This window comes from Phenylobacterium sp. CCH9-H3 (assembly GCF_001557235.1).
In the GTDB taxonomy this organism is placed as follows: domain Bacteria; phylum Pseudomonadota; class Alphaproteobacteria; order Caulobacterales; family Caulobacteraceae; genus Phenylobacterium.
In genome coordinates, this window is record NZ_LSJI01000146.1 from 1 (window position 1) to 16926 (window position 16926).

The window sequence follows — 16926 nt, forward strand, 5'->3', positions numbered from 1 at the left end:
GCGACTCCTGGGCCAGGGTCACCCGCCGCTCGGCGGCCTCGGCCTCGGCGTAGGCCGCGGCCAGTTCGAAGGCGTAGTCGGCCCGCGCCTGGGCGAGCCGCGCCCGCGCCGCATCGACCCCGGCCCGGCCGGCGGCGATCCGCGCGCCGCGCTTGCCGCCGAGCTCGATCGGCAGGCCCACCGAGAACGTCGTCTCGGCCGCGCCCGTGCCCCGATAGGGGCCGGAGCCGTTGAAGTTCTCCATCTCGACCGCTGCGGTCGGATTGGGCCGCGCCGCCGCCTGTCGCGCCAGGCCCTGGGCCTGGCGCACGCCGGCCTCGGCTTCGGCCAGCCGGGGCGCGCTCGACTGCGCCTGGGCCAGCAGGTCCCGGTAAGGCGGGGCCGGTTCGGCCGCCGCGCCGCGTCCCGACGCCCACGCGCCCAGGATCGCCGCCGCGCTCACGGCTGCATACCGCAGCCGCCCGCGCATGATGAGTGTCATGAAAGTCGTTATCCCCGATGATCCAGATGCAAGGCGTCAGGCGCCCACGGCGCCGAGGTCCGCATCAGGCTCGGGGGGGCCGCTCCAGCCGCGACGGGCGCGTCACCTGCGCCCACTGATCGTCCAGCACAGGCCATCCCGCACGAACCACGGGCACGAGAACCGGCGCCGCCGCCGTCGAAGGCATCGCGAAGGCGTGCGCAGCGCAATGGCCCGTGCAGACCATGGCGAAGAGGAGCTTTTTGGGCGCTTCTTGCTTCGACGGCGCCTCGGTGATCTTCAGCGCCTCGACGGCGGCCGGCGCTGCGCCTAGCTCGATCGTCTCGTGCGCGGCCGCGCCCGACACGATCGTCGTCAGGCACAGCGCAAAGGCAAGCGCCCAGGCCAATGCTAGGCGCATCCACTGATCTTTTAGGGCGGGCCGGCCGCGAACAGCTGCGCGCGTCTGCCGCCTTACCACGCGCGGCGCATTCCCCGCCGAAGGGTGGGGGGTTGGCGCGCTTGCCCAGAAGGCTTCGCAGCGGATCGCCGTCCCGATCATCATGGTCTCTATACCGGACCCACTGCGGAAGGGGAATGCGTTATAGTATCACCCTGCCCGCCGCGGCTTTCGGGCTTGGACTCACGCACGGCTTGCGCGGTGATCTGCCAGGCGGAACGCAGGAAAATGGCCGCGAGCAATATCCCTACGATGAGGTCGGGCCAGCGCGAATTCGTCAGGCTTACCGCGACTCCAGTAACTGCGACGGCAAGGCACTGGATCAGATCGTTGCGTGTACAGAGCCACACGGACCGCACATTGGCGTCCCCCTCCCGGTAGCGGATCAGCAACAGGGCGGCGACGAGGTTGGCTGCGGCGCCAAACAAGCCGAGGCCGGAGATTGCGGCGCCTTCGGGCGGCAGGCCGACCGCGGCGCGCCAGATCGCGAAGCCAAGGATGCTGAGCGCCATGACCGCAAGGCTCGCGCCCTTCACCAAGGCTGCAGACGCGCGCACCGTCATAGTCTTGCCAATGGCCCAAAGGCTCAGGCCATAGGTGGCGGCGTCGGCGGCGAAATCGAGGGTGTTCGCCGCCAGCGACGCGGAACTCGCCAGCAGGGCGCCCACGGACACGACGCCGAATCCGATCAGGTTGATCGCGATCACCCAAGCCAGGACCCGCCGATAGGCCGGCGACGCGCCGTCGAAGGCCATGGTAGCGCCGCAGCACCCTGCGGAGCGGGCGGCCTGGTGTTGAGTAGGCCCGGAGGAACAGGAGGACATTTCGCCAGCTTGCATCCTCTAGTAGATAGAGGATCAAGTGCTTATTTTTCACCCTGGGTTTCGGGAGTTGAAGATGTCGACAATGCCGATCGGTGGCTTGGCGAAGGCCACGGGGGTGAAGGTCCCCACCATCCGGTTCTACGAAGGGATCGGGCTACTTCCCGAACCGGTGCGGGCGGCGAACGACCGGCGCGTGTACGACCAGGCGGCGGTGGACCGGCTGGGCTTCATCAAGCACGCGCGCCAGCTGGGCTTTTCGGTCGAGGCCATCCGTGACCTCTTGGACCTTTCGGATCATCCCAACCGCTCGTGTGAACAGGCAAGTGTTCTGGCCGCACAGCAGCTCGAGGCGGTCACGGTGAAGATCCGGCAGCTGCAGGCGCTGCGGACCGAACTGAAGCGGATGGTGGACTCTGCCTGCCGCGGGCAGGCGGCCGACTGCCGGGTCATCGAGGTGCTCAGTGACCACGCCCTCTGCAAGCATCACGAACCCGATGCCCCGCGCACCTAGTCCCGTCATCATCGCGGAGGTCTCGGCGTGGCGTCGCACGTCAAGGCCAAGCTCGCCGGCCATGGTCATGACCTTCCGCGCGCGGCGGACGCTGGTTGACGACGCGCGCGTTGGGCGGCACGTCTCGTTCCGCGTTGTCGTGCGCGACGGCGCTGGCGAAATCGTCGACTTGGCCCCGGCCGCAGACCGCTGAAGCGGGCTCCAACGCCGAGCACGACGCGTCGGCGAAGCCGGCTCCAGGACAAGGGGCGCCCCGAAGTGTCGAATTGCAGCGATCAGCGGGGCTTTAGGCGCTCCAGCAGAAAGTAGGCCCCGATCGGAGCGGCCGAGGCGGCGGTGCTGGCCCAGATCGTCCAATCGCGCCTATCGTCGGGAAATAGCCCGAACGCGGCCCCAATCACACCGACGAAGAGCATCGGCGCGATAAGGAGGGCGTCGCGCCAGCTCATTCCGCGGCCTCGTGGCCCTCTCCGGACGAACCGTCCGTGCCGTTGGCCGCGATGGCGCGCGCCAGCTCGGCGAGACCCCGGCGGACGCTGCGCCGCCGGATGCTCAGGAACGCCTCGGCCAGCTCGGGGCCGTTGGGTTGGGACAGCAAGTCTTCGACAACACTCGTATAGGCATGGGCGTACCGTGCGCCCTTCGGCGCGGCCGGGTCATCCAAGCCCTCGAAAAAATAGGTGATCGGAACCTCCAGGACAGAGGCGATCTGGTAGAGCTTGGACGCGCTGATGCGGTTCGCGCCGCGCTCGTATTTCTGGACCTGCTGAAAGGTCAGGCCGAGGCGATCGGCGAGCCACGCCTGGCTGACGCCAAGTTCCTTGCGCCGCAGCCGCACCCGCCGGCCGACATGAACGTCAACCGGGTTCGGCGCCTCCTCGGTCATTTGCCTCGCAGCTCCCCTACATTCACTAAGCGGCTGTGCAGGACAGCTTTGCGCCCGCCGTACACTTCAGCGCTTAACAAGCTGCACGTCTCCAGGGTGATTGCCCAGGGGGATTAACACGCGGAGGTAAGCGAAAGGCAAACTTTAAGTCATTCCGCCATCACTTGCGGTCGCTCATCGGCGGGCGCTCATGATGATTGGCTCTCCCCGCGAGTCGTGGGGAGAGATTGTGAGGCTTCAGAAGTCGGTCGGACGCGCCATTCGCATGCACCGGGAACGCGTGGGCCTCACCCAGGCGGCGCTCGCGGAGGCGGTCGGTCTCACCGAGCAATATATCGGGGTGGTCGAGCGCGGCGCCCGCGCGCCGAGCTTCAGGACCTTGGAAGCCCTCGCGCGCACGCTGAAGACGCCGGTGCGAGATTTCTTTCCTCACCCCTTGGCGCAGGACCAGGCCGACGACGCCCTCTCGGATGTGATCGGTCTTCTTGCGCCGCTGACGGCGGACGAACGCGCCCGCGCGCTCAAGGTCCTGCAGTCGATGCTCAACCGAGGTTAGGCTCGCGCCCGGCGCCGGCTCGGAGAGGATTGTTGGTCTCGATCAATCGCCAGTGGTGGGAGCACCTGGCCCCGAAGGTGATGCATCCCCGCCTGCGCGAGCTGGGACGCGCTGCTGCAGAGCTGGACGCGTTCGGACTACGGCGCCCATTGGCTGGCGTCCGCGCGGCGTGAGGACGGCCTGGTGCGCGTGAAGCCGGGACAGTTCATCCCCGTGGCGCATGTAATCGCCCTGCCAAGGGCGCCGGATGTTCGTGGCGCCGCAGGAGCGGCTGCGGCAAGGACACCGGATGGTGGGAAGCTCCGCCATGGCGTCGGGCCGGCCGCTTGAAGACGGCGAACTGGCGCTGCGGCCGCAGATCCGCGTGGACGTTGTCGAGGACCCGGCGCTCCTGACGGCCGCGGCCATGGGCCAGACCTCCGGCCGCGTCGCCGGTGTGAAGGAGCCCGCCACGCTCTTCTCGGCGCCCGCGACCTTGCTGCTGGCGCCGAAGACCTGGCCGAAGAAGGCCTATGTGCTCTACCAGCACATCTTCGGCGACGGCGGCTCGTATCCCGACGACGGCTATTTCTATGTCGGCGTCACCACCCGCACCTGGCAGGCGCGTTTGGCCGAGCATCGTCGGGCGATGGAGACCGGCAGTCCCCTGCTCTTTCATCGGAAGCTGCGCGAGGAGCTGTCCGCCGGGCGCATCACCTACATCCATCACAAGGTCATGGGGATCACCGAGGACCTGGAGCAGCTGTACGCCAGCGAAGAGTTCCTGGTCGGGGGGCATTGGGACGACGAGCGGCGGCTGAACATGATCCCCGGCGGCAAATCCGGCCTCAGATACCTGCGGGAGAACGGAATGCTGTCCGAGCGGGTGGTCCCCCTGCCGGATGAACGGGACCGTATCGTCGCCGAGTGGCTGAAGGCGCACCCGCGCAAGGGCTTGCCGGCGCCGTGGGTCTCGGAGAAGTGGAAGGACGATGCCTGGGCCGTGGCGCAGATCTGCGGGCGGGACGGTCGGCTTTCGGTCGAGCAGCTCCGGGCGATCCGCGAGCTGGCGGAAGGCCATTCGGCCGAGGAGATCGCGCTGCGCATCGGGGCCCAGAATACGGACCAGGTGCAGCGGGTGTTGGATGGCAAAGACCTATACGCGGGTGCTGTAGCGAGATGAATTGAGGGGGGAAGCCTCCCCCTGAGCCGGAGCCGGAGGCGTCTCCGCCTACCCCCTCTGCGGGGGGCGCCCCCGCAACGCTGTATTCGCCGGCTCTTCTGGCGCCCTTACGAATACGACTCGGTGAGCGCCTTACAGCATGTAGCCCACGTCTGAGGCCCCGGTCGGATATGCAAACATGCTTGAGCGAAGATCGGTCGCTGTGAGGCCGTGGCGTATCGCCAAGCCGAAAACATTGATCACCTCTTCGGCGTGCGGGCCCACCAGGTGGGCGCCGAGAATGAGGTCGGTGTCCTCTTCAATTAGGACCTTGTGGCCGTAGACCCGCTCGGCCAGGCGACGCGCAGTGAACCAGTCCGGCGTCGAGGCCGCGTTGATTCGGAACTTGAGGTCGCGGCGGCGCGCCTCCTCCTCGGATAGACCGACGGCCGCAATCGGCGGCACGGTGAAGGCCACGCTCGGCACGCCGCGATAGTCCGGCCGGTGCGACCCGCCGTCTAGGAGGTTGCCGGCGACCACCTTGGCGTCGTGGCTGGACACTGGCGTCAGGGGCGGCCCCATGCCCGCGGCATCGCCGGCGGCGTAGACTCGCGGATTCGAGACGCTCCGCAGGTGCTCATCGAGCTGCAGGCGCCCGTCAGGGGCCGCCACATCGCCGGCCGCAAGGTCCAGGGCATCGAGATCCGGCACGCGCCCGGCGGCATGGACCACGAGATCGGCCGGGACGCTGAGATCCGGTCCATCCCTGCGCAGGGCATGGACAAGCAGGCCGTCCTCGGTCCTCTCGACGCGGGTCGCCGTGGCGCCGGTTTCGATCGCGATTCCGAGCTCGCGAAACCGTGGCGTAAGCCAGCCGACGAGGTCGGGATCAAAATGCGGCAGGAGCCGCGTGGCCCGCTGCAGGACGGTGACCGCGGCGCCGGCCCGCGCAGCCAAGTGCGAGAACTCCGCGGCGACATAGCCGCCGCCAATCAGCACCACGCGGCGCGGAAGGCGCTCGAGCCCCATGAAGGCGTCGCTCGTGACGACCAACCCCTCGCCCGGGATACCAAGCGGAATTGGCCGCGCGCCCGTGGCGATCAGGATGTGACGAGCCTGCAAGGTCCGGCCGTCCACCTCGATCATGTCCCGAGCGGTGAAGCGCGCCAGCCCATGGAAACCGTCGACGCCCAACTCGGCGTAGCGGCGCTCCTGCTTGGCCGGGATGGGATCGGTGAAGGTGCGCTTGAAGGCGATCAGTCCCGGCCAATCGATCGCCAGGGCGCCTGCGACGCCATGCCCGGCCATGCGCGCGGCCGCGTCGATCGCTTCCTCGCCACTCACGAGCATCTTCTTGGGATCGCAGCCCCGGAGCGCGCAGGTTCCGCCGAACGGGCGGTGATCAATCACAGCGACGGACCAGCCGGCCGCGCGCACCCGGCCGACGGCGACCTGGGCCGCCGTGCCGCTACCGATGACGATCAGGTCGTAGACGGACATGTCCGAAGCTCCATCCGCATAGGTGCAAAGATCGCGCGGCTGACCTCCAACGCTTCAGGCAGGCTCAGGCGGACACCGTCCTGGACGCGAATGGGCCCGATCGCGAGCCACGCCGACAGGTGATCGTCGCCGCAGAACAATGCCTGCAATGTGCAGAGCGAAGACGCCGCGCAGCCGTCGGCGTAGTTACCCCCGGACCAGACGAGGATCGCCGCGGGCTCCACCACACGAATTTGACGGCCACGGTCTCCGACATCGATGCGAAGTGTGCGCCGACAGTGACGGCAAGCCGAGCGGACGCGGCAGTCCCGCTCCAGCATGGCCCCGATCCCAAGCACGTCGATAGCGCACATGACGTTCGCGCTGACGCCGCTAGTCTCGACGCAATGTTCTGTGGGCGCGTCGGTGAACGGATAGGCGCCGCTGACGCGGCCGGCGCTGTCGAGGGTCGCCAGATCGCGACTAGCCAGCCGTTGCAACGCCGAGGCGACCTCGTGAGACGAAAGACCCGCTATCGCCGCGATCTCGGTCGGCGTCGGCGCTCGGCCGCTCTCGACATAGCCCTGAAGCACTGCGCGCCGAACTTGGTCCTCGCCTTCATCCATCCCGCCCCAGTTGGGGCCGATGAAGGCCCTGAACACAGCCCTCAGCGCGTCCTGCGCGCTCGGCGAGGTGACCGCGCGCCAGTCCGGGATCGCCACACCGCCGGGGAACGAGATTGTCGGCCGCCGGGCCGCGCGTGCAAGTGATGTGCGCACCATCGCCCGCCTCAGGCGCAACAGGCCTTGCCGCCACCCTGCTGGATCGGCGGGCAGGGCGTGTCGCCATAGGAACAGTAGACGCAGCAGTCGCCGGGCGTGGGCTTCAGCACGGAGCCGCAGCCCTGGCAGTCGTAGAAATACTGGCAGGCGTCGGTCGGCATGGTCTCTGTCGCGTGGTGGCCGCAGTGCGGACAGGTGAGCGTGGACCGGGGCTCGATCGGCATTTGGCTCATCCGCGGGCGCTCCGGATTAGGGCCAAGGCCCAGGGCTCGACGAACGGCTGCCACACCAAGGCCAGAACGACGAGGAGCGTGGCCGCGGCGAGTAAGCCGATCCCGAGCCGCGAAGGCGCGGGACAGGCGCCTTGCGTCCGGCACATCCGCGCCCGCCGCCAAGTCAGGCCCCAACCCAGGCCGATCACGCCCAGCGCGGCAAGCGTGATCCAGGCGCGCTGACCGGCGATCCAGCTCAGGCCGCCCAGTCCGAGGCCGGTCAGGGCCAATGACATCGGCAGAACGCAGCATGCGGCCCAGGCGAAGACCGCGCCTACCGCGGCGGCCATCGCCGTCCAGCTCAAGGCGGTGTCGGCGGGCCTGCCGCCCCGTCTCTCTCGTCGAGCTCGAGCCGCGCTGCTCGCCGTCATGCCGTTGTCTCCTGGTCTGATGCCGATCAGCATGCCATCTGTAGCGACTACAGACTCAAGCCCTAATTGAAAGGCGATCTCCATGGCTGGCGCGGCGATCCCCATCGGCGAGCTCTCACGCCGCACCGGCTGCAACATCGAGACGATCCGCTACTACGAGCGGATTCGGCTTTTGCCGTCGCCGCCGCGCCGCGGCCGCTACCGCAGCTATGGTGCAGAAGACGTAGGCCGGCTGGCTTTCGTGCGCCGGGCGCGAGAGCTGGGCTTCACTCTCGACGACGTCCGCAACCTGCTCGGACTCGCCGCGGGCGGGCAGAGCGCGTGTGGCGAGGTGCGCGCCCTCGCGGCGTCGCACCTGGAGGACGTACGCGGGCGGATCGCGGACCTGAAGCGCATGGAGCGGGTGCTGGCCGACTCGGTACGGGCCTGTGACGCCGGGCAGGATCCTGGCTGCCCGCTGATCCAGGCGCTCTACGCCGCTTGAGTTGTCCCGCGGCGCGCTGCGCGCTTGGCTTCCGGCGCTGAACGTTAACGCGCACTCGGAGGTGCACCTGGCGCCGACGACGAGCGAGCCGAGAAGGCCTCAACCTTGATTGCCTCCTTAGCAGATCGGCGAGCCTTCAGAGAACCCTCGAACAACGAGGGTGAAGACGCGTTGGCCGTGAAGTCGACAAAGCGGGATGCTGGCTCCTGCGTGTGGGCCCGGAGCCTTAGTGCATATGGCGCAGTCGAATGCCTTGCCCCAGGTGCTGCTGGTCGAAGACGAGCCGCTTATTCGAGACCTGCTGCAGGGCGCGCTTGAAGATGGGGGCTTTGAGGTGGCGTACGCGAACAATGGGGATGGTGCGATCGACGTCTTGCAGAGCCGCCCAGGGGAATTTGCGGGCGTGGTCACGGACGTCGATCTCGGCGGTGGCATGACGGGCTGGGACGTTGGTCATGCGGCCCGCCGGATATCTCCAGTCATCGCCGTGGTCTATATGAGCGGCGCAAGCTCCCATCAGTGGGAATCCGAAGGCGTCCCCGGTAGCACGATGCTGATGAAGCCCTTCGCTCCTGCACAGTTGCTCGTGGCTCTCGCGACGCAGATCAACAATGCGGATTCGCGCGTCGACGACGCATAGGCGCTCTCCAGCCCGACTGCCCCGCGACGAGCACCCGGCAGCTTGGCTTTAGGTATCGGGTATTAGGAACCGGGGCGGTTGCAGAATGGGTCTAAGTCCGCATGTCCTTTTGCTATCGGTGACCGCAGCTTCAGCGCTGCGTCATCCTCCGGTGCAGCAGCATCGGAGAAGAGACATGCCCGCGCTTTACATTGGCCTCGACGTTCACAAGGTCAGCATCTCGGTCAGCGTTGCGGAGGAAGGTCGGGATGGCCAGGTCCGCTTCCTGGGCGAGATTCCCAACACGCCCACGGACGTCGCCAAGCTGGCGAAGCGATTGGCTAAGGACGGCGCCGAGCTGGAGTTCTGCTACGAGGCGGGCTGCTGCGGCTACGGTATCTACCGCCAGCTGGCCGAGCTTGGCCATGGCTGTACGGTCGTCGCACCGACACTGATCCCGAGAAAGCCCGGCGACAGGGTGAAGACCGATCGGCGCGACGCCCAGAAGCTCGCCGTCCTGCACCGGTCAGGCGATCTCACCCGGGTGTGGGTGCCGGATCCCGTCCATGAGGCGATGAGGGACCTGGTGCGGGCGCGGCTCGACGCGGTGATGGCGTTGATGCGGGCCCGCCAGCAGCTCCTGGCGTTCCTCCTCCGGCATGGCCGGACCTACGAGAAGGGCAAGAACTGGACGCAGCGTCACCGGGTTTGGCTCGCCGGCCAGGTGTTCGACCAGCCTGTGCATCAGATCGTCTTCCAGGACTATGTGGAGACGATTTTCACGGCGCAGGATCGGCGCGATCAACTTGTCACGCGGATCGAGGCGCTGTTGCCGACCTGGTCGATGGGGCCGGTGGTCGAAGCGCTGCGCGGGCTTCGTGGCCTGGAGCTGATCTCGGCCGTCACCTTCGTTGCCGGCATCGGCGATCTCCGCCGGTTCGACAGCCCGAGCCAGCTGATGGCCTATCTCGGCCTCGTACCGTCCGAGCGGTCCAGCGGCGACAACATCCGCCGGGGCGGGATCACCAAGACCGGCAACCGCGAAGCCCGGCGGATGCTGGTGGAGGCGGCCTGGAGCTATCGCTATCCGCCGCGGGTCGCGCAGGAGAAGGTGGAGGTGCTGGTGCGCCTGCCCAAGCCTGTGCGCGACATTGCCTGGAAGGCGCAGAGCCGCCTCTGCGATCGCTTCCGGAAGCTCTCGCATTCGGGGAAGAAGCCGACGGTGGTGGTCGCGGCCATCGCCCGCGAGCTGGCGGGCTTCGTTTGGGCGATCGGACAGGAGGTCAGACCGGCCGCGCCTTGAGCGCCACGCCCTGTCCGGGCTGTTAGGCCGGGGGCGGGGTGGAGGTCAGGGTGATCCTCGAGAGCCCCATGGGCCAGCTTCAGGCTGACGCCCGCGCTTAGTGAGAGGCTGCCCGCGACGACACGCGTTCATGCGGTACCCAACCCGCGTATGGAAGTCTGATCGACCGTCGCCTTCGCCACCCCGCCTTCGACCTAACAGCAAGATCCAATGGCCAGAATCTCCGCGCCTGCGGCGCGGAGGGGGTTTCGCACGTCTCATCACTGAAAAAGGACATGGAAGGGGCTTCGCCCCTCGCGCCGGGAAGACCGGGCCCGCGGTCGCCCCAACCTTCCTTCGGTCGTGCAGGCCGGGTGATCCCCTCCCCGGCCCCGGTCATCCCTCTGCTACCCCCAGCCTCGCCCGCGGGCAGGGGCGATGCGCGACGCATCGGCCCGAAGGGAGATCCCGCCATGTTCCATACCGACGACGAGCGCGCGGCTGAGACCGCTCGCCTGAACGACCTCGCCCGCACGAACCCGCAAATGGTCAACGCCGCTTGATTCACGACCCACGGCGTGGCCGCGCTGGTCGGCGACGATCCTGAGAAACGGCGCGCGCTGGTGGAGGCGGTCGCGGGCTTCAGTGACTTCAGCGAGGACAACAACCCCTTCGGCGAGCGCGACTTCGGGGCTTTCACCCTGTGGGGGGCGAGCGGCTGTTCTGGAAGATCGACTATTACGATCTGGAGCGAGACGAGCACTCGCCGGTCAAGTGGAGCGCCGAACTGACCCGGCGCGTGCTGACCCTCATGCTGGCCTCGGAGCATTGAGCATGCCGGGGCGCCCAGAAATCCACGGGGACCGGCGGCCGGATCGGCTCCCAAACAAGCAGGAGCCGGACGCCGGAGCCGCCGCAGGCGGCGCGCCCGGAGCGGTTCTGGGCGCGGCGAAGCCGCCCTCCCCCACTCGCGCCCGGGACGCGCTTTCCGCGGGCGGCGGCCCCAAGTTTGGACATACAAACGCCCAACGCCGTCACACAATTTCTGCGTGTAAACATCATTATCTTCTGGCCGAGAAAAACATAATGATGTATTCTCTGACTGTCTGAACCCCCTGAAGGAGTCACTCAATGAACCGCATCAGCCTTGTGGGAAACATCGGCGGCGACGTCGAAATCCGCAGCACGAACGCCGGCGCCAAGGTCGCCGCGTTCTCGGTCGCCACCAACGACGGCTACCGCAACAGCTCCGGCGAGTGGGTCGACGATGTAACCTGGCACCGCGTGGTCGCCTTCTCCGAGGGGCTGGTGGACATGCTGGAGCGGAACGCCAAGAAGGGCCGCACCGTGGCGCTGAGCGGACGGATGACCTACCGCAAGTGGCGCAAGGACGGCGAGCAGACCGACCGCACCCAGGCCGAGATCGTGCTGGATCGTAACGCCGAGATCGAGTTCCACAGCCCGCTCGCCGAGTAGGGCGCCGAACCGGCGGCGCGCTTGTCGCGCGCCGCCTCCCCTCTTCCTCAGCGGAGGCGTGCGGTGGGCAGAACCTTCGAGGGCTTGCAGGTGGACCAGACCCTAGAGCCGACCGTCAATGTCTACGAGCGCGGCCGACGTGGTCGATGGGTGCTGGTGGACAGCTTCGAGTGCCGGGTGCGGGTGCGCCGCCTGGTCTTCCGCCCCAGGGGCGCCCGCGGATGACGACGTTGGATCCCCGGCCCGCCCGCGACGCGGTTGCGCGCCTCGTGCGCGAGATCGACGAGGCTATGGAGCATCGCCGCGCCGATGACGACGAGTTCCAGGAAGCCGCCGCCCAGGCGCGCGACCTCGTGGCCAATTCGGCGTCCATGCTGGAGACGCTGCAGCACATAGAGGAGCTGACTGTCCGGTTCATGGCCGATCCCAAGAGCGAGCCGAACCCCACGCAGCTCTTGATCGACATCTTCGTGGTGGCGCGCATCGCGCTCGACCCCATCGAAGGGGTGATCGAACAATGACCGACGCGCTCACCGAACGGCAGATGGAGGCGGTCGAGCTGATCCTGGCCCGCTGCGCTTCAATTCCCGGCGATGGCCGACGAGGCCACACGCGAGGCGCTGGACTTCGCCCGACCGCTCCTGGAGACTGCGCCGGCGCTCTCGGCCTTCGTGGCCCAGCTGGCCCACGCCCGCACCGGCGCAGACCAGACCCCCCAACGGCCGCGCGCTGGCGCGCTCGGCGGGCGAGCTCATTCAGCTCGCCCGACCCGTCTGACGCCGGGCGGCCGTATGGGGAGGCGCTTGACGGCGGCAGGCCCGTCCGCTGAAGCTCAGCCCAAGGAGCCCACATGCCAGAGCCGCTGAACCTGTCGCTCACCCTGAACCCCGATGAGGCCCTGGCCCTGGCGCAGTTCGTCAAGGGGGCCGATCGGGACACGGCGCGGCGCCATGCGGGCGATGAGCGGGAAGCTGACCTCATCTTTGAAGCTTGGATCGCGCTGCGGGCGGCGCTGGCGGAGGCAGGTTTCGCCCCGCGTTAGGCCTTGCCTGCACGCGAGCCACTCGAGGCAGCGCAAGGGTTCTACACCCCGTCGTCAGGTCCCCAGCGGATCGTCCTCGACGTGTCGCGCGAGGTCCATCGCGTCGTAGAGGACCCTTAGGACCAGGACCAGATCGTCGGACGGGTGACGGTAAATCAGGAAGTGCCGCGGTCGGCCCACGGCCCGGCCGCCGCCTTGGGCCCTCTCGCGGCTATGGCGAAGGTGGTAGGCGAAGAGACCAGGCCCCAGCTCGGGGCATTCGCGGCTGCCGTTGGGGTGGCCTTCGGCCAGGGCGCGGAGCGCGGTCTCGAGCAGGCGTTCATAGCGCTCACGGCCGGCGTCGCCGAACTGATCGGCGCTCCGATCCAGAAGTTCTGCGATGTCCTGTTGGGCCGCGCTGGTCAGCCGGACCTTCCGCGTCACGCACGCTTCCGCTGTCGGGCGGTGCGCCCCACGCTCGCGATGTAGGGACCTATCTCATCGCCTGCGAGCTCGACAAACTCGCCGCGCGCATAGGCCTCTTCACCCTCGCGGACGGCGGTCCGCAGCAGCTCAAGCTTCTGCTCGTCCTCATGCTGCTGGCGTTCCAGCAACCGAAGGCCTTCGCGCACGACTTCGCTGGCGTTCTGATAGCGCCCGGTCGAGACGGCGCCTTCGATGAAGCGATCGAAGTGCTCGGTCAGATTGACGTTGCGGCTGGGCATGCGTGCGCTCCTCAGGCCTGGAATATGGGGTCACTGTCAATCTTTGACAACTGGAGACCGCGCACCGCAAAAACATCATTATTGCAACGCCCCTGGCAATCCGCGGTTTTCTGAGTTATATGAATAACTCGGAAAACAGGAGCTCGGCATGCGGGTTTCGACGGCCGATTTCATTAAGAACTATAGCAGCCTCGCCGACCGCGCGCTGGGCGAGCCGGTGACCATCACCAAGCATGGCCGCGATCGGCTGGTGATGGTCTCGGCGGCCGAGTATGAGCGGCTGAAGCGGCGGGACCGGCAAGTGTTCCAGTCGGCGGACCTGCCCGACGCGGTTCTCGAGCAGATCGCGAAGGCGGAGGTCCCGGCCGAGTTCGCCCATCTCGACGCGGAACTTGAAGACCGGAAGGCGTGAGCTGGCCGGAGCCGAAGCCCGGCCTCGTCGTCCGGTATTCCTACCTGTGGCAGCGCGAGCATGCGGCCGGACGCGAGGAGGGTGTCAAGGATCGGCCCTGCGCGATCATCGTCGCCATCGCAACCGAAGGCGGCGACACCCAGGTCTATGTCCTGCCGATCACCCACACGGCGCCGCAGGATCCTGACGACGCCGTCGAGCTCCCCCCGGCGACCAAGGCCCGCCTGGGGCTCGACAGCGTGCGCTCGTGGATCGTCGTCAGCGAGGGCAACAGCTTCATCTGGCCCGGGCCCGACCTTCGGCCGGCGCCCGGCCGGGGGATCGAGTCGGCCGCCTACGGGATGCTGCCGCCTTCCCTCTTCTCGCTCGTCAAGGCGCGCTTCTTCGCCCGGGTGCAGGCGCGCCGCGCCGGTCTGGTGAAGCGAACGGAATAGACGGTCCGTAGGCTGGCGGGCGCCACAGGCGGCCCGCCGCGCGTCGGCGCGAGGCGCAGGTGAGGCGTTGGGGGTGCGCACCTTGCGGCCCTCCTGGAGCGGACGGGTTTAATGCCCGCCGCACGTTTCACCTGGGCCCAATTCAGCCATAAGCGCTATGGGTGGTGTGGCCGATGCGGGTAGCCACCGTCCCTAGCGGACTGAGTCGCGCTATGCGGACTCGTTTCCGGAACGGCGTCAACTGCCCGAATCGGCCCTTTTTGCCCAAAAGGGTGCAATTCCAAGCCTTCAGGATTCGTCAGACTCACTGAACGCTGCCGTCGACCGAGTCGCGTGGCGGACCCTCCGCGCGCGCCTGGTCGCCTCAGAGGACTTCATCTTGACCTAGACGAGACCCCTAAACGGCGAGAGCCCCCCGTTGGCGCGGGAGGCTCTCGGAAATCGCAGGCGCCGTGTGGTAGCGGCTTGATTGATCGGGACCAGCCTAGGGGGCGCTTTTTGCGTCGTCAAGGCCCCGAACAGGAGACCTATGGTCTTTTGCCTGCCGGTTTCGCGCCGTGAATCGGCCTCGTCCCAGCCAGGAAGGGACGGTATGCGAACGGCCTTATCCGGCGACGACTGGCGACCAGGTTTCGCCAAGCGCGCCCCCAACTTTGACGCGGTCTGCGCGCAGGCCCGCGCCTGGCGCTGGCGGCCCGGCGTCTCTGTCGCACGGATCGCCGCGGCGGTGCTGAAAGGGACGCCGATGCTGACCGTGCAGCAGCGGATGACGCTGCTGCTCTATGTCGAGCACCTCAACCAGGACCGGCTTGAACAGGACGTGGCGACCGTTTGGCCCGGGACCAGTCTGATCGCGGACTATCTGGGCTGCACCGAGAGCAACGCCCGGGCCCACAGGCGCGCCCTCGAGGCCGCCGGCTTCATGGTCCGCGACTACACCCGCGCCAATCGGCCGGCTGGCGTCGAGGCCTATGACCTCGCCCCCCTCGTGGCGCGGTTGGACGAGCTGGAGGCGGCGGATCTCGCCGTCCGCGAGGCCGCTCAGGCCCGGAGGGCCGCCTATTCCGAACCGGTCGTCTTCAGTGAAAGAACAACCGCCCGGGCGCCAAGATTCACTCACCTAGAACAGTCCCATCAGATGGCCAGTACTTCTGTACGAGAAAAGGACGCGCCTACGGCGCGACACCAATCTGACGAGCGGCGGTCTTCGCCCGCCACGCACGGCCAAGCGCCCAAATCCTCGGGCAAACCTCGCGGTAACGGACAGGCCCGCGCCATTTGCTCGCCGGGGGGAGCAAGCGGGTTCTCCAGCGCCTTTTCAGAGGGCTCCGCGCCCGCGGAAATGGTCCGTCAGGAGCTTAGGGCCGCCTTCCAGGTCTCTCCACGCATCGCCGCGCTGGTGGGGCCTGCCGCCGTGGCCGACCCGGCCAGCGTCACGCCTGCCGACCTCGCACGCGTCGCGGCGGCCGTCGACGAGCTCTTGCCCGAACGCGAGCGCAACAACGACCAGACCTTCGCCTGGGCGCTGAAGCGGCACGGGGTCCGCGCCATCGCCATGCTGGCGATCGCCATCGAAGATCCAGACGTCCGCAGCCCGTGCAAGTACTTCGGCCGGATGGCCTCCTACGAGCCGAACGGGGCGCCGGACCTGCGGCTCAACTTCGCCCGCGTTCTGAAGGCCAAGGGCGACATCCCGCCGCCCGAACCGCCGCCGGCCTTGATGGCCGCGCCGGGCGTCGACGATCCGGTCTGGCGGAAGATCGATGCGCCGCTGCGCCGGCTGGTCCGCGAGGGGGCCTATGGAAGCTGGTTCAGCCGGGTGGGATTCCATGGGATCGATAACGGCGTGCTGACCTTGTCGACGCTCAGCCAGATCGCCGCCGACCGGATCAAGCGCGACTACGTCGATGCGATCCTGCACGCCGCGGAAGTCGCCGAAGTCTTCGTCGACCGGGTGATCATCACCCTGCGCAAGGACCGGCGATGAATCCGGCGGCTGGGCGCGCCGGCGGCGGTCATCCCGGTTCCAGAATGTCCGTCGGCTTCAAGCCGTGGCGTGGTCCTGCCTGTCGGACGCTGGCGGCGCGCCGGCGTTGCTCGGCTGCCGGTCCGTCGACAGCGTGATGGGGCCGAAATAGCCGAAGTCGTCGCGGCACATGGCGATGGCCCGGGCGACGTCGCGGTAGACGCGGGGTTCGTCCGACTTGAACATGGCCAACCGGTGCTCGCCCGAGCGGCCTGTCAGGCGCAGCCAGACGCTCCATTCGCCGGTTTCCGATTCGGTGAGCCGGACTTCCTTGATCGAGCCGCCGCGGTCCAGGAACCAGTTGACGTTGCGGGCGCGGATCGGGAAGTCGGGATTGGTGGCGATGACCCAGGCCTCTTCGCTGCGCGCGTCGGTCTCTGTCTCGCGGTCAGCCATCGTCTGCTGCGGCAAAGCCTGCTCCCCTTGGATCGTGCTTAAGTTGGCAGAAAAGCACTGTGCTGTCGCGGGGCCGTTGGCCGGAGCCCGTGCGGTTTCGCCAGGCCGGCGTCGTAATTTTGAACGTCTTTGTTGAGACCTGTGCGTGGATCAACATCGGAAGGATTGGGGAGTTCGAGGAGGGGGAGCGCCCTCCCCCTGAGTCGCAAAGGCGAGCCTTGAGCGCCTACCCCCTCCAGCGGGGGCGGACCCCCCAGGCTGTGCAAAAACCGATGGCGAGCGGCGCCGGCCGCGTCGCCGTCGCTTACG

Annotated in this window: 27 protein-coding genes and 1 pseudogene; 16 read left to right on the top strand and 12 right to left on the bottom strand. The window is 67.8% G+C overall.

The window, feature by feature from the left end:
* The 3 genes from AX721_RS13470 to AX721_RS13480 all read right to left on the bottom strand — a co-directional run.
* On the bottom strand, nucleotides 1-481 hold a 481-nt coding region (locus AX721_RS13470), incomplete at its 3' end, for a TolC family protein (protein ID WP_197422568.1).
* A 64-nt stretch (nucleotides 482-545) separates the two neighbouring features.
* Complete coding sequence (locus AX721_RS13475; protein ID WP_082765786.1) at nucleotides 546-1025, bottom strand: cation efflux transporter; 480 nt, start codon at nucleotides 1023-1025, stop codon at nucleotides 546-548.
* Nucleotides 1026-1030: 5 nt separating this feature from the next.
* Entirely contained in the window at nucleotides 1031-1675 is a 645-nt protein-coding gene (locus AX721_RS13480) for a cation transporter (protein WP_231733451.1), read from the bottom strand.
* 142 nt (nucleotides 1676-1817) lie between these two features.
* Here AX721_RS13480 and AX721_RS13485 point away from each other — a divergent pair, with 142 nt between their 5' ends.
* Nucleotides 1818-2255, top strand: a complete 438-nt coding sequence (locus AX721_RS13485) for a helix-turn-helix domain-containing protein (RefSeq protein ID WP_082765787.1) — start codon at nucleotides 1818-1820, stop codon at nucleotides 2253-2255.
* Between the two features lie 61 nt (nucleotides 2256-2316).
* The gene (locus AX721_RS27385; RefSeq protein WP_197422569.1) at nucleotides 2317-2448 is read left to right on the top strand and encodes a hypothetical protein; all 132 of its coding nucleotides are present in this window, start codon (nucleotides 2317-2319) and stop codon (nucleotides 2446-2448) included.
* Between the two features lie 82 nt (nucleotides 2449-2530).
* Here AX721_RS27385 and AX721_RS27390 read toward each other — a convergent pair whose 3' ends face one another.
* Together AX721_RS27390 and AX721_RS13490 are read right to left on the bottom strand one after the other, a co-directional pair.
* A complete protein-coding gene (locus tag AX721_RS27390) occupies nucleotides 2531-2704 on the bottom strand; it encodes a hypothetical protein (protein WP_156467167.1) in 174 nt (57 codons plus the stop codon).
* Nucleotides 2701-3141: a helix-turn-helix domain-containing protein gene (locus tag AX721_RS13490; protein WP_068876513.1), complete on the bottom strand. Its 441-nt coding sequence runs from the start codon at nucleotides 3139-3141 to the stop codon at nucleotides 2701-2703. Before AX721_RS13490 ends, AX721_RS27390 begins: the two co-directional genes overlap by 4 nt.
* A 193-nt stretch (nucleotides 3142-3334) precedes the next feature.
* Between AX721_RS13490 and AX721_RS13495 the strand changes: the two genes are divergently transcribed.
* Together AX721_RS13495 and AX721_RS13500 are read left to right on the top strand one after the other, a co-directional pair.
* On the top strand, nucleotides 3335-3697 hold the full coding sequence (locus tag AX721_RS13495; RefSeq protein ID WP_082765791.1) for a helix-turn-helix transcriptional regulator: 363 nt from the start codon (nucleotides 3335-3337) through the stop codon (nucleotides 3695-3697).
* Between the two features lie 289 nt (nucleotides 3698-3986).
* The gene (locus AX721_RS13500; RefSeq protein ID WP_197422570.1) at nucleotides 3987-4859 is read left to right on the top strand and encodes a hypothetical protein; all 873 of its coding nucleotides are present in this window, start codon (nucleotides 3987-3989) and stop codon (nucleotides 4857-4859) included.
* Between the two features lie 132 nt (nucleotides 4860-4991).
* Here the strand turns inward: AX721_RS13500 and AX721_RS13505 are convergent, their stop codons facing one another.
* Genes AX721_RS13505 through AX721_RS13520 form a run of 4 tightly spaced genes read right to left on the bottom strand, consistent with a single transcriptional unit; the run spans nucleotide 4992 to nucleotide 7775 of the window.
* Nucleotides 4992-6338, bottom strand: coding sequence for an NAD(P)/FAD-dependent oxidoreductase (locus tag AX721_RS13505; protein WP_068876515.1), 1347 nt, complete (start codon nucleotides 6336-6338; stop codon nucleotides 4992-4994).
* Nucleotides 6320-7099: an organomercurial lyase gene (gene merB / locus AX721_RS13510; RefSeq protein ID WP_231733455.1), complete on the bottom strand. Its 780-nt coding sequence runs from the start codon at nucleotides 7097-7099 to the stop codon at nucleotides 6320-6322. Before merB ends, AX721_RS13505 begins: the two co-directional genes overlap by 19 nt.
* An 8-nt stretch (nucleotides 7100-7107) precedes the next feature.
* A complete protein-coding gene (locus tag AX721_RS13515) occupies nucleotides 7108-7332 on the bottom strand; it encodes a GDCCVxC domain-containing (seleno)protein (RefSeq protein WP_068876516.1) in 225 nt (74 codons plus the stop codon).
* Entirely contained in the window at nucleotides 7329-7775 is a 447-nt protein-coding gene (locus AX721_RS13520) for an MFS transporter permease (protein WP_231733457.1), read from the bottom strand. Before AX721_RS13520 ends, AX721_RS13515 begins: the two co-directional genes overlap by 4 nt.
* Nucleotides 7776-7824: 49 nt before the next feature.
* On the opposite strand from AX721_RS13520, the gene AX721_RS13525 reads away from it, so the two are divergent.
* The 9 genes and pseudogenes from AX721_RS13525 (at nucleotide 7825) to AX721_RS13550 (ending at nucleotide 12645) form a co-directional block, all read left to right on the top strand.
* Entirely contained in the window at nucleotides 7825-8226 is a 402-nt protein-coding gene (locus AX721_RS13525; protein ID WP_068876517.1) for a helix-turn-helix domain-containing protein, read from the top strand.
* A gap of 235 nt (nucleotides 8227-8461) precedes the next feature.
* The gene (locus tag AX721_RS13530; RefSeq protein WP_068876518.1) at nucleotides 8462-8866 is read left to right on the top strand and encodes a response regulator; all 405 of its coding nucleotides are present in this window, start codon (nucleotides 8462-8464) and stop codon (nucleotides 8864-8866) included.
* Nucleotides 8867-9041: 175 nt separating this feature from the next.
* Nucleotides 9042-10148, top strand: coding sequence for an IS110 family transposase (locus tag AX721_RS13535; RefSeq protein ID WP_068876519.1), 1107 nt, complete (start codon nucleotides 9042-9044; stop codon nucleotides 10146-10148).
* A gap of 557 nt (nucleotides 10149-10705) precedes the next feature.
* Nucleotides 10706-10759: pseudogene (locus AX721_RS28785) on the top strand (hypothetical protein); the annotation flags it as partial.
* Nucleotides 10760-10830: 71 nt separating this feature from the next.
* Nucleotides 10831-10959, top strand: a complete 129-nt coding sequence (locus AX721_RS28600) for a DUF3768 domain-containing protein (RefSeq protein WP_255355354.1) — start codon at nucleotides 10831-10833, stop codon at nucleotides 10957-10959.
* A gap of 299 nt (nucleotides 10960-11258) precedes the next feature.
* A complete protein-coding gene (locus tag AX721_RS13540) occupies nucleotides 11259-11603 on the top strand; it encodes a single-stranded DNA-binding protein (RefSeq protein ID WP_068876520.1) in 345 nt (114 codons plus the stop codon).
* A 63-nt stretch (nucleotides 11604-11666) separates the two neighbouring features.
* Complete coding sequence (locus tag AX721_RS27400; RefSeq protein ID WP_156467168.1) at nucleotides 11667-11828, top strand: hypothetical protein; 162 nt, start codon at nucleotides 11667-11669, stop codon at nucleotides 11826-11828.
* Complete coding sequence (locus tag AX721_RS13545; RefSeq protein WP_068876521.1) at nucleotides 11825-12124, top strand: hypothetical protein; 300 nt, start codon at nucleotides 11825-11827, stop codon at nucleotides 12122-12124. Before AX721_RS27400 ends, AX721_RS13545 begins: the two co-directional genes overlap by 4 nt.
* Before the next feature lie 329 nt (nucleotides 12125-12453).
* Entirely contained in the window at nucleotides 12454-12645 is a 192-nt protein-coding gene (locus AX721_RS13550; RefSeq protein WP_068876522.1) for a hypothetical protein, read from the top strand.
* Between the two features lie 54 nt (nucleotides 12646-12699).
* Here AX721_RS13550 and AX721_RS13555 read toward each other — a convergent pair whose 3' ends face one another.
* Together AX721_RS13555 and AX721_RS13560 are read right to left on the bottom strand one after the other, a co-directional pair.
* Nucleotides 12700-13068, bottom strand: coding sequence for a type II toxin-antitoxin system RelE/ParE family toxin (locus AX721_RS13555; RefSeq protein WP_197422572.1), 369 nt, complete (start codon nucleotides 13066-13068; stop codon nucleotides 12700-12702).
* Entirely contained in the window at nucleotides 13065-13349 is a 285-nt protein-coding gene (locus tag AX721_RS13560) for a type II toxin-antitoxin system ParD family antitoxin (protein WP_068876523.1), read from the bottom strand. The genes AX721_RS13555 and AX721_RS13560 overlap by 4 nt, the downstream gene beginning before the upstream one ends.
* Nucleotides 13350-13497: 148 nt before the next feature.
* Between AX721_RS13560 and AX721_RS13565 the strand changes: the two genes are divergently transcribed.
* From AX721_RS13565 to AX721_RS13575, 3 genes are all read left to right on the top strand, one after another.
* A complete protein-coding gene (locus tag AX721_RS13565) occupies nucleotides 13498-13761 on the top strand; it encodes a type II toxin-antitoxin system Phd/YefM family antitoxin (protein ID WP_068876524.1) in 264 nt (87 codons plus the stop codon).
* On the top strand, nucleotides 13758-14195 hold the full coding sequence (locus tag AX721_RS13570) for a hypothetical protein (protein ID WP_068876525.1): 438 nt from the start codon (nucleotides 13758-13760) through the stop codon (nucleotides 14193-14195). The genes AX721_RS13565 and AX721_RS13570 overlap by 4 nt, the downstream gene beginning before the upstream one ends.
* Nucleotides 14196-14787: 592 nt before the next feature.
* Nucleotides 14788-16182, top strand: a complete 1395-nt coding sequence (locus tag AX721_RS13575; protein ID WP_068876526.1) for a DnaA N-terminal domain-containing protein — start codon at nucleotides 14788-14790, stop codon at nucleotides 16180-16182.
* Between the two features lie 57 nt (nucleotides 16183-16239).
* On the opposite strand, the gene AX721_RS13580 is transcribed toward AX721_RS13575, so the two are convergent.
* Nucleotides 16240-16617 carry a hypothetical protein gene (locus AX721_RS13580; protein WP_082765792.1) on the bottom strand — a complete coding sequence of 126 codons (378 nt, stop codon included), beginning with the start codon at nucleotides 16615-16617 and terminating at the stop codon, nucleotides 16240-16242.
* Nucleotides 16618-16926: the final 309 nt, after the last annotated feature.